This is a genomic window from Bacteroides sp. 1001302B_160321_D4 (assembly GCF_015667765.1).
Taxonomy (GTDB): Bacteria; Bacteroidota; Bacteroidia; order Bacteroidales; family Bacteroidaceae; genus Bacteroides; species Bacteroides xylanisolvens.
Genome location: NZ_JADPLO010000057.1, coordinates 35,559 through 46,048, shown reverse-complemented (window position 1 = coordinate 46,048; position 10,490 = coordinate 35,559). Strand labels below are relative to the sequence as shown.

Below are 10,490 nucleotides of genomic sequence, written 5' to 3'. Positions count from 1 at the left end.
ACAAATTTATCTGCCACGCTTGGTATTATTAAGATAAATTTTCCACTCTCTTATCTTGCGACTGCAAACTTAGAGCTCTTTCTTTTTTATAAACCCTCGCACCATCGGGAACTGATGCGGTAAATAACGCAACCTATGTACGGAGACTTTAATCGCATTGTTGTTCAGCTGGTTCAGCATCCTGTCATGCACAAACCTCTCTCGGATTTAACCTATACGGAATGTGAACTGGCCTATGCTTTGATAAGAGAATTGATTGATTTGTCAACTGAAGGTGATTATACTTTATTGGACTATATCCAAATGGCTCGCCTGGAGTATTATCTGGGTGAGTTGTCTTGTAAGATCAACTGTAGTAGGGAGGAAACTGCCCTTTAAGGGGGGAGAAACGATGCGTGTCAAAGTTCGGTCGGTCTGAAAATATCTGATTGCTTTGGTTTTCAAAGCGTTAGAACGGGGTAGGAGTGAGCTGGGTGGAAAAACGAAGCGTTTACATCGCTTTACATCGAGCTTACATTTGAACCTTGTTTGAACGCCGTTCAAATGAATCTCTTTACATTAGGAGTGGAGTAGGGGAGAATTCAGGCAGTATGGTATTATTTCACTCCGATGCTTTGCCCAGGCCATACTTCCATATACAAAGATAACCAAATGGTGTAATTTATGCAAGTGGAGTAGGGGAGCGCTTCGCTTCTCTCCTATTTTTATTTATTAAAATTATTCCATATAGCTGATATTTGGTATATTTGCAGTGAAATAAATACTATATATCATGAGTAAAGTTATCCATGTACATTTGATTTTTGAGAAAAAGAACATCTACTTTGGTAGTATATCGGCCATTTTTGAAACTCTGACGGAGAAACAGGTCGGAATCACTAAGAGTAGTCTTTTACATGCTGGACTGGTTGATGACATTGCCAAATACACGAAACGTGCAATGATTATTCAGTCTCGCTTGATAACATGTACCAGAAAGGGATAAAATGCCTTAGAACGCAATTAAAAGCCGCAAAAGCGGCTTTTTTTGCCCTTATAAGTGTCAAACTATGATGGAAGGCTGTATTTATCCGTTTGAACGCTTTGAACGTCTTAAAAAGTGGAAAGGTTATTCACTTGCTTATTCATTTGGTTATTCATTTAAGCTATTACAAAAACGAAATGTTTTGATTGCTTATTCATTTGGTTATTCATTTTTGTGCCTATTTTGTTCTAATAAAACGGGGAAATATCTTTTTTTTATTTGGTATTCATCGGTTTTTATAATATTGTAGGGGGTAAATTGTATATAGATAATATTTATTTACTCCCCTGTATTTTTATATATTCTGCTGTAAAATAGTGATTTAACTGTTTTTACCTCCCTTTCCCCATAAAACACGTTTTAGATGGCATTGGCAACCGTAGAATCGCTTGCATCCGAAACACGCCCCGACTTGTCCTGTTTAAGTTGTGTAATTGTCTGTTTGAGCATCCCTATTTCCTCTGCCATTTCTCGAATGGTGGAGTCTTTTTCCCTTAAAACATCCAGAAGCTCCCTAAAATTATTGTTAGCTGTTTCTGGAGGAGCTGTTTCCGTTACTACTGGTGTAATTTTTTCGGCTTCTATATCTTTTAAAAGAAAGTCGTCGATTGATATTCTAAAAAACTTAGATATTTCACATAACAAACTCAATTTAGGTTCTGTATTACCCAGTTCATAGTTTGACATTGTACCTTTTTTGATGCCCAGAAACTCAAATTCATCTAATTTAAGTCCCCTACTCTCCCTTAAATATCTAAGATTCTTAGAAAAAACGCTCATAAATCTAAATTATTTGGATTAATACTTTGTTGTCTAAGAAACTTAGACTATATTTGCCACGTGATTAAAGTTTAAACACGCCCCAAAGCTACAAAAAAGGCTTGAGGTAACAATGAGAATTTAAAAAGAAGCAAAATGGAAGTAAAATTTAAAAAGGGACAAAGTGTGAGAATCACCAAGAGAAATGGTGAGATCATTGATGGTATAGTTCGTGACTGGGATTATAACATTTGTACGTTCGTGCGGGAATATAATATCGATTATATGAAAAATGGTCAGGTTTGGACTGTAATATGTGTTCCGGAGGATGCGATAAAGGAGCTTTAATAATTTTCTCGGGCAGTTAGTTCAGCTGGTAGAACAAACTAAACTCCTATAATGGAGAGGTTATGGTCCGCGGTTCGAATCCGCGACTGCCCACTACGATAATTTAAATATTAGATAGTATGAAAGAACGAATAGTTGTAGAATACGGTGAGGTGAATAAAATTGCCGAACTGATGGGCTGTACAAACGTGATGGTGAGTCATGCGCTTGCCTTCCGTAAGAACAGCAAATTGGCCCGTTCCATTCGTAAGCTCGCCATTGAGCGCGGTGGATCCAAAGTAGGTGGTAATCCTCAAAATACAAGTAGCCATGAAAAATGATTTGATGACATTATTCAGCGACCAGCTGCACTGGTTTGCTCGTCTGAAACGAAAACAGCGCTTTTGCGTGCTTTACTTCTGTATGAGTTTCGGGATCCTGCTCTCTATTTTTTTTATTAATCCGCTGCTGGAACTTCTCGTAGTGTTGAATTTCGGGATCTCCGTGCGGCTGCTGAAGAAGCATGTCCCTTTGAATGATTTAGAGGATTGATAATCAAGCTGGGAGATGGAATACTTTGATAATATATTGTGTGTAACTTACAAAGAGTTGCTGGATATAATGCCCAAAGGCACTTTGAATAGCCAGCTGTCCCGAGAAAAACTGGATGTCGTTTCCCGTGGCGGTGGTGAAAATAATCCGGCTCTGTATGCCTATTCCTCCCTTCCCGAGAAATACAAGAAACGTTGGGTTGAGCGTCATGGCGAACCCGAGAAACAAATGAGACAGGAAATGATCCGTAACATAGTGAAGAAAGACGAGAAGGCCGAGAACTTTTTCGAGGATTACCGTTACGACAAGAACGGTGAGATGGTCGCTCTTCCCGAGGATGTGAAGAAGGAATACACCTGGAACGCTTCGGTGCTGAACGCGTTGATGGAAGAGTTCAAACGCTTGAGTTCATCCAATAACAAGCTGACCGGTTTCCGCCGTAACCTTTGGGAACTTCTGCTTGTCACGAGTGAGGAATGGCGTCCGGTGTACGGGCACAGTCTTCCGGGCAGTGTGGGGCGTTTGAAAGCCCTGATAAACAAGTTCCGTCCCGACAACTACGGTGTGCTTGTGAGCGGTAAATACGGCAACAGCAACACGCTGAAGATCGAGGAGGACGGCGGGCGTTACCTTGTAGCATTGAAACGCAGCCGCGTTCCGGTTTATACTGACATGGAGATCTTCGAGGAGTACAACCGTGTCGCTCCGGAACGTGGCTGGAAGCCCCTGAAGAGTCCCCGCAGCCTCCGCGAATGGTTCAACAGCCCGCGTGTCGAACCTCTGTGGTACGATGCCGTTTATGGGGAAATGAAGGCACACCAGCGTTATGACCGCAAGCACCGGACCATCCTTCCGGGCCGTCGTGACAGCCTCTGGTATGGCGACGGCACGAAGCTGAACCTCTACTATCGTGACGAGAACGGAAACAAGTGCACTACAAGCGTGTACGAGGTGGTGGATGCCTATAGTGAAGTCCTGCTCGGTTATTACATCAGCGACAACGAGGACTATATCGCCCAGTACCATGCTTTCCGCATGGCTATCCAGACGAGCCGGCACAAACCCTACGAGATCGTGTGCGACAACCAGGGCGGTCATAAGAAGAACGCGGCGCTGGGCCTTTTCTCGAAGATCAGCCGTATCCACCGCCCGACAGCTCCGTATAATGGCGAATCTAAGACGATTGAGAACATTTTCTACCGCTTCCAGAGCCAGGTATTGAAGAAACGTTTCGGTTTCACCGGGCAGAATATTACGGCAAAGAGAGATACAAGCCGTCCGAATTTGGAATTCATCAACGCGAACATCGACTCCCTCCCCACATTGGAGGAACTGAAGGAACAGTATGCCGCCGCCCGTGAGCAGTGGAATTCAATGAAACACCCTGCCACCGGCATCTCCCGGATTGAGATGTACAATACCAGCGTGAACGAGGCTACCGATGCGGTAAGTGTGTCGGATATGGTGGAGATGTTCTGGTACACGACCGAGAAACCGTCGCTGTTCACCGCCAACGGTATCGAGATCACGGTACAGGGAAAGAAATACCCTTACGAGGTTTTCTCCGCCCCCGGTGAGCCTGATCTGGAATGGCGCCGACGTAACACCTACAAGAAGTTCTATGTCCAGTACGATCCTTATGACATGAGCAGCGTACGTCTGCTGTACAAGGATAAGGGCGGAGCGATGCGCTTTGAGTGTGTGGCTTCGTTCCCGCTGATGATCCACCGTGCCCAGCAGGAGCAGACGGAAGCCGAGAAACGTTTCATCCGCGCCCAGCAGGAGGCCGTCATCAACGAGCGTATAAACCGCCAGGTCGTTGCCAAGGACATCGAGTACGAACATGGTGTCGCACCGGAACAGAACGGTCTGCGTACCCCTGACCTGAAAGGTCTCGGAAAGGAGGCGCAACGCCAGATTGACCGTCGCACAAGAAAATACAGCCAGCCGGCCCGTCCTTCCATCGGCCGAGACATGAAAGTCATCAGCAACGTGACATGGGACAGCTTTGAGAAGAAGGAAGTGAGCATCCGCAAGGTGGTCGGGAAATTATAAGGAACAGATTTATAACAAGATAAAAAATATTGATTATGGAAATTACAATGAAAGAAAAGGACGCCATCAGTGAAAGCCTCCGGGCTTACGTGGCGAAATACCCGAGCCAGACGAAGGCTGCTGGCAGCCTGAAGGGGGTTAGTGTAGGTACTGTTAGCAATATCCTGAATGGCCGTTATGAGAATATCAGCGACGAGATGTTCCGTAATGTCGCCTCGCAGGTCGGTGGTGTAAGCGCTACCGGCTGGCAGATCGTGGAGACCGGTGCTTACCAGGAGATCACGGCTGTACTCTCCGATGCGCAGCGCTGGCGCAATGTTATCTGGGTGACCGGCGAGGCCGGTTGTGGCAAGAGTACCACCGCCCGTGTTTACCTCCAGGAGCATAAGGAGGTTTTCTATATCCTCTGCTCTGAGGACATGAAGAAAGGTGACTTTGTCCGCGAGATCGCCCGTACGGTCGGAATCCGGACCGAAGGGTATAATATCCGTGAGGTGTGGGGGCTTATATTGGATGACATCATCCAGATGGACGCGCCCCTGCTGGTGTTCGACGAGGCGGACAAGCTGACCGAACCGGTGTTCCACTATTTCATCAGCCTGTACAACAAGCTGGAGGAGAAATGCGGTGTCGTGTTCTTGAGTACCGATTATATTGCCAAGCGCATCAGCAACGGCTTGCGGTACCAGAAGCCCGGCTACAAGGAGTTCTACAGCCGTATCGGACGGAAATTTTATGAGTTGGAGCCTACGGACGTGAACGACGTGTTTGCGATCTGTTCCGCCAACGGTGTGACTGACAGGAAAGACATCGATAAGGTGATAAAGGAGGCTTCGACATGTGACTTTGATTTGCGGCGTGTGAGGAAGTCCATTCACAAGGTGAAACGCATGACGGGGGAATGACCCCCGTTCAAATACCGTTCAAACGTAATTTTAAGGATATGGAAAACAAATTTGAATACTTAAAGATCGACGGTCGCGAGCAGCTTCCCGCTCCCTGGAGCGATTACCCAGTCTTGAGGGAATACGAGACGGTGACCGTTTACCGGAATGGTCGCGACTACCTGGACGCCCTTGTGGGACAGCAGGACGGCTGGTGGGTTGCCGGCGTTCACATGGAGGTGGGCGGTTCCGGCGGTGGTTTCAACCCGGGACGTAAATGGGGACAGTTTGCCACCCGTGAGAATGCCCTTTTGTGGGCACTCGGCAGGATGCTCTGCCACGAGAAACTGCGGGGTGCCGCACGGCAGGCCGTACTTGACCGAATTGACAATATCCGACAACTAACACTGTTCTGACCATGGAAGAAGAGAAAAAGGATAATAAAAAAGCGGGCATGAGACGTGCCTTGAATGTCAGGGACATCCTGAACAAGAAGTATGACGTATTCCCTTTCGAAGGGAAATGGAAGGATGCCTTCGACACTCCGGAAGTCCGGGGCTGCTGGTTCGTGTGGGGCAACAGCGGTAACGGTAAGACCTCTTTCGTGATGCAGCTCTGCAAGGAACTTTGCAAGTATGACCGTGTGGCGTTCAACTCCCTGGAGGAAGGAACTTCTCTGACAGTCCAGAATAACCTGCGGCGCTTTGGTATGGCCGAGGTAAGCCGCCATTTGGCGTTCATCAGGGAGGACATCCCCACCTTGAAGATCAGGCTCCGGCGTCATAAGAGTTTCAACATCGTGATCATTGACAGCTTCCAATACACACAGATGACGTATCGTGACTATATCCAGCTGAAGGAGGAGTTTCCGGACAAGCTGTTTGTTTTCATCAGCCATGCCCGTGGCAAGAATCCTAAAGGTGATGCGGCCACGAGCGTGATGTATGATGCCGACCTGAAGATATGGGTAGAGGGCTACGTTGCCTTCAGTAAGGGACGTTATCAGGGGGCCACTGGTGAATACACAATCTGGGAGAAGGGCGCCTATGACTATTGGAATGTGGCGGGATCGAAACAGAAAGGAGGCCAGTCATGAGCAGGATAAAGAAACAGCTGGAGATTTGTCCTCCCGCCTATATGTGTAAGGGGCCTAACCGTGAGAACTTCGTCAGTACCGGCCACAAGTGTGGTTACTGCAAGGGCAACGGCTGGTTCTGGGGAACGGAAGAGGGCAGCCGCGAGGACGTGCATGTATCCTGCCCGGTGTGTGGCGGCAGCGGTGAGCTGGATGCGATTATAACAGTGGACTGGAAACCTTCAAGCAAGTGAGCCATGAGAAAGGAGTATTACAACTACGTTGTGAAGCTGCCCGTTCTGCTTCATGAACTGTTCCGCGGGAAGGTTGCCGACTATCATTTTTCCGACATGACGGTAGTGATGAACCACCTGGTGAAGTCCTACATCCGCATGACGGATGGTGGCAGGGTCTCCACGGCCACCCGGCGCATCCTCCTCTGCATGGATCGTATTCCGGACATGTCGTTCTTCTTCCGCCGTCAGGAGAAGTCGGTGCTGTTCTTCGAGATGGATCCGGCCGTTGCCGGCAGCCTGCAGCGTGCCATCATCGCTGGCGGCTGGGGCAACCGCCAGCGTCTTGCCGTCCGCCTGGTGTGCGCCTTCTGCTGCGGTACCGGTGTGACATTGAACAACCTTTCGATGGAGCTTGCCTCCGAAGAGGTGTTCCGCCGTCCTGAAGGCTACCTCATACATACCTACGTGAGCAATTACCAGTACGTGTTCCTGAAGGAGACGGCCGCTGCCCAGCGCATGAGCGTGGAGGGTATGCTGACGGCTGCTGCTGAACTGCTGGTGGGAACGGATGACGAAGGTTCCGGATACCATATTCCGGAGAGTCTCGGCCGTATCGCTGACCGCGTGTTCGAGGTGAGGGGCAGCACGCTGAAGGACTTCCGCCGGCAGTGTCTGGTGAGCATCCGCACGAACACTATCGGTCCGGACCGTATCGCCTCCTTCATGGAAAAGCACGGCATCGCCTCCGCCCGTGAGTTCCTGCGCCGCGTGGTCCTCTTCTTTCTGGAGGCACGGTATCTGATTTACCGTAAGGAGGTAGAACTTGATGAGGATGACCTTCCGGAGGAGGAAGAGACGGATTGGGAGGAAACTATGTACAGCCAGTATCAAAAAAGAGATTTCGCGATTTCAACATATAATTATTAACCATTAAAATTTAACAGAAATGATTACAGAAAAACAGAAAGAGGCAGTAAAGGAACTCTGCCAATACGTGGATAACTTTTGTAAGGAAAACGATCTTAGTGCCTTTATGAGCGTTGCGGCCAGTGAGGACCATCCAGACGGGCTTGAGCAGATAGCCGGCTCAATCATTACCGGCAAGACTGAACATATTGTCGGCTCTATTTCCGGGGTTGTCAAAGCGAATAAGAATGTCTATATGCTGCTTTCCGTGGGACTTATGCAGGCCTACACGAGAAAGGCTGACATTAATACTATTCCGTTCGGTGAAAATTTGAATATGAACTGATGAATGCAGCATAAACAGCTATGAGTGAAAATAACAACAAGCAGAAACGTAAACGTGTCTGTCCGCATTGCGGCCGAAAGTTGTGGATGCGTGAGTTCTATCCGTTGAAGAATGGGGGACGGAGTTCCTGGTGTCATGAATGTGTGCTGGTGTACAAGCGTGAACAGTACCGCAAGCACCGGAAGGTTGCTGACGGTACTTTCATGCACCGGACACTGGGACGGCTCGTCGAGCATAAGGGATATTCCACCCGTATCTTTTGGAACGGTAATATGCTTTCCATCATGCGTCGCCACTATCACAATACCCTCAACCGGGAGCTGGCTGAAATGCTCGGTGTTTCCGAACGCAGCGTCACCCGGAAGGCCCGAGAGATGGGACTGGAAAAGGACAAAGGTTTTGTAGCCTCCCTTAGCCGGGAACATTTGTTGCTGGCAAACGCGAGAAGCAAGGAACTGGGATATCCGGGCGGCTTCACCAAGGGGATGAAGTTTCGGGGAAACCAGTACACCGGGAGGATAAGAGTTGAATAACATACAGCACGGTCAATATTATGAGTAAAAAAATGGTAATTGTGGTCACCGCAGTTGGTGTCCGTAAAGTAGTGGAAAAATGGCTCTGTGAGAATATGACTTGCGAGCTGGTTGTGTCACGTAACGCACGCCATGAGTGTTGTGTGGAAGTCATCTATGATAGCGGAAACCCTTCGGTTTTGCGTACTCTTCTACGCTCTGCCGTGGGTGAAATCATAGAGTTGTGCTGATGTGGTATGAATAGTTTGAGTTAATGAAAATCTGAATAGAATGGGCATACTTGAATTTTTCGACCAGTATAAGTGTACAAAAAATGAAAAAGAGCATCTTCTTGATTATTTGTGTACTATCAGAGTAAAGAGAGTGATTAAGGAAATCAATGACCTTAAAATAAACAAAAAAACAGTATAGCCATGCAGATAGACATCAACAGCCGCAAGCAGTTAAATAAACCCGAGAATTATGCGGCGTTTTACAGCCTTTTGAACCGCCTTCCGACATCGGATCGTGACGCACTGAAGGAAAGCATCGTTTCCCAGTACACGGAGGGACGTACCACGAGTCTGCGTGACATGACACTGAAGGAATACAGTGCCGCCGTGTCCGCCATGCAGAAGCTGGTACCGCCCACTTATCAAGAACAGCTCCTGAAGATTCTCCGTCAGAAGCGTTCGGCGGTGCTTCACCAGATGCAGCTGCTGGGCATCGATACGGCCGACTGGGACCGGGTGAACGCCTTCTGCCGGGACAGCCGTATCGCCGGCAAGGAGTTCCGTGAACTTGACTGCGAGGCGCTGGACGCGTTGCAGGTGAAGCTGCGCGCCATCCGCCGCAAACGTGAGAGTAAACAACAGTAATAACCATTTAATTTTTCAGTTATGGACTTGAAAGAACAATTAAAAAGCCTGTCCGCCCAGGACAGGAAGGAGCTTTTGAAACAGCTCCAGCAGGAAGAGAAGGAAAACAAGCGCAATCGTCGCGATGCCTACGAAGGGCTTCGTGCGCAGTTCATGCTTGAAGTGAAGAACAGGCTGTTTCCAGTTGTGGATGACGTGAAGGCCTTCCGTGACTGGGTAGAGAAGGAAGCCGCCTCTTTCCGTGACCTGATGCGTGACTATGGGCAACTTCGCAAGGATGACCAGGCGAGTTTCACCATCGTGGACGGTGACATGAAGCTGGAAGTGAGGAGTAACAAGGTGAAGAGCTTCGATGAGCGTGCCAACCTCGCCGCCGAGCGTCTGGTGGATTACCTGAAGCGTTACGCCATGAGCCGGGAACTCGGTACCGATGATCCGATGTACCAGCTCGGTATGACCATGATCGAGCGTAACCGTCAGGGTGATCTGGACTACAAGTCGGTGAGCAAGCTATACGAGCTGGAGGACCGTTTCGACAGTGAATACACGGAGATCATGGACCTCTTCCGTGAGAGCAATGTGGTGTACAAGACCGCGGTGAACTACTATTTTCATAAACGTGACGAGAACGGTGTCTGGCGCCGTATCGAGCCTTCATTCTGCCGGTTGTAGTTATGGAAAAGACGAAGAACATCGCGCCGCACGTCATGGCCTGCAAGCGCTGTGAAGGCAAGGGACGTATCTTTTACCTGGACCAGGGAGGAGCTCCTTTATCCGCAAAATGTCCGGTCTGTAATGGCAGCGGGCGGGTGAAGGTACAGAGCAAGGTGATCACCCGCATCGAGCCGTTTGTTCCGGGTGAGGATGACACCGAACTGATGACCATGTGATTTTGTTCACACTCTAAACAGAAAAACGCCGCATTCATACACGATG

Annotated in this window: 17 protein-coding genes, 1 tRNA gene and 1 pseudogene; 18 read left to right on the top strand and 1 reads right to left on the bottom strand. The window is 48.5% G+C overall.

The window, feature by feature from the left end; translation table 11 throughout:
* Positions 1–135: 135 nt before the first annotated feature.
* Positions 136–375: pseudogene (locus KFO40_RS19540) on the top strand (hypothetical protein); the annotation flags it as partial.
* Positions 376–772: 397 nt separating this feature from the next.
* Positions 773–985: a hypothetical protein gene (locus KFO40_RS19535; protein ID WP_004327294.1), complete on the top strand. Its 213-nt coding sequence runs from the start codon at positions 773–775 to the stop codon at positions 983–985.
* Between the two features lie 399 nt (positions 986–1,384).
* Here the strand turns inward: KFO40_RS19535 and KFO40_RS19530 are convergent, their stop codons facing one another.
* A complete protein-coding gene (locus KFO40_RS19530) occupies positions 1,385–1,804 on the bottom strand; it encodes a helix-turn-helix domain-containing protein (RefSeq protein WP_004327295.1) in 420 nt (139 codons plus the stop codon).
* A 135-nt stretch (positions 1,805–1,939) separates the two neighbouring features.
* Between KFO40_RS19530 and KFO40_RS19525 the strand changes: the two genes are divergently transcribed.
* The 16 genes from KFO40_RS19525 to KFO40_RS19450 all read left to right on the top strand — a co-directional run bounded on the left by KFO40_RS19525 (position 1,940) and on the right by KFO40_RS19450 (position 10,444).
* Positions 1,940–2,131, top strand: a complete 192-nt coding sequence (locus KFO40_RS19525) for a hypothetical protein (protein WP_004327296.1) — start codon at positions 1,940–1,942, stop codon at positions 2,129–2,131.
* 10 nt (positions 2,132–2,141) lie between these two features.
* A tRNA-OTHER gene (locus tag KFO40_RS19520) sits at positions 2,142–2,224 on the top strand.
* Positions 2,225–2,250: 26 nt separating this feature from the next.
* On the top strand, positions 2,251–2,451 hold the full coding sequence (locus KFO40_RS19515) for a hypothetical protein (protein ID WP_004327297.1): 201 nt from the start codon (positions 2,251–2,253) through the stop codon (positions 2,449–2,451).
* The gene (locus tag KFO40_RS19510) at positions 2,441–2,662 is read left to right on the top strand and encodes a hypothetical protein (protein WP_005932418.1); all 222 of its coding nucleotides are present in this window, start codon (positions 2,441–2,443) and stop codon (positions 2,660–2,662) included. Before KFO40_RS19515 ends, KFO40_RS19510 begins: the two co-directional genes overlap by 11 nt.
* A gap of 15 nt (positions 2,663–2,677) precedes the next feature.
* Positions 2,678–4,717, top strand: a complete 2,040-nt coding sequence (locus KFO40_RS19505) for a hypothetical protein (RefSeq protein WP_004327299.1) — start codon at positions 2,678–2,680, stop codon at positions 4,715–4,717.
* Positions 4,718–4,752: 35 nt separating this feature from the next.
* Positions 4,753–5,622 carry an ATP-binding protein gene (locus KFO40_RS19500; protein ID WP_149928483.1) on the top strand — a complete coding sequence of 290 codons (870 nt, stop codon included), beginning with the start codon at positions 4,753–4,755 and terminating at the stop codon, positions 5,620–5,622.
* Positions 5,619–6,017: a hypothetical protein gene (locus KFO40_RS19495; RefSeq protein ID WP_005932412.1), complete on the top strand. Its 399-nt coding sequence runs from the start codon at positions 5,619–5,621 to the stop codon at positions 6,015–6,017. The genes KFO40_RS19500 and KFO40_RS19495 overlap by 4 nt, the downstream gene beginning before the upstream one ends.
* Positions 6,018–6,019: 2 nt before the next feature.
* On the top strand, positions 6,020–6,697 hold the full coding sequence (locus KFO40_RS19490; RefSeq protein ID WP_195196107.1) for a hypothetical protein: 678 nt from the start codon (positions 6,020–6,022) through the stop codon (positions 6,695–6,697).
* Entirely contained in the window at positions 6,694–6,930 is a 237-nt protein-coding gene (locus KFO40_RS19485) for a hypothetical protein (RefSeq protein WP_004326987.1), read from the top strand. The genes KFO40_RS19490 and KFO40_RS19485 overlap by 4 nt, the downstream gene beginning before the upstream one ends.
* Positions 6,931–6,933: 3 nt before the next feature.
* Positions 6,934–7,839: a hypothetical protein gene (locus KFO40_RS19480; RefSeq protein ID WP_195196108.1), complete on the top strand. Its 906-nt coding sequence runs from the start codon at positions 6,934–6,936 to the stop codon at positions 7,837–7,839.
* 19 nt (positions 7,840–7,858) lie between these two features.
* Positions 7,859–8,164, top strand: coding sequence for a hypothetical protein (locus KFO40_RS19475; protein ID WP_004327415.1), 306 nt, complete (start codon positions 7,859–7,861; stop codon positions 8,162–8,164).
* Positions 8,165–8,184: 20 nt separating this feature from the next.
* Positions 8,185–8,697 (top strand): hypothetical protein, encoded by a 513-nt coding sequence (locus tag KFO40_RS19470; protein WP_004327414.1) that lies wholly within the window; start codon positions 8,185–8,187, stop codon positions 8,695–8,697.
* 20 nt (positions 8,698–8,717) lie between these two features.
* Entirely contained in the window at positions 8,718–8,927 is a 210-nt protein-coding gene (locus tag KFO40_RS19465; protein ID WP_008652657.1) for a hypothetical protein, read from the top strand.
* A gap of 183 nt (positions 8,928–9,110) precedes the next feature.
* Entirely contained in the window at positions 9,111–9,554 is a 444-nt protein-coding gene (locus tag KFO40_RS19460) for a hypothetical protein (protein WP_195196109.1), read from the top strand.
* A gap of 21 nt (positions 9,555–9,575) precedes the next feature.
* On the top strand, positions 9,576–10,226 hold the full coding sequence (locus KFO40_RS19455; protein ID WP_057099463.1) for a DUF3164 family protein: 651 nt from the start codon (positions 9,576–9,578) through the stop codon (positions 10,224–10,226).
* A gap of 2 nt (positions 10,227–10,228) precedes the next feature.
* A complete protein-coding gene (locus tag KFO40_RS19450) occupies positions 10,229–10,444 on the top strand; it encodes a hypothetical protein (RefSeq protein ID WP_008652655.1) in 216 nt (71 codons plus the stop codon).
* Positions 10,445–10,490: the final 46 nt, after the last annotated feature.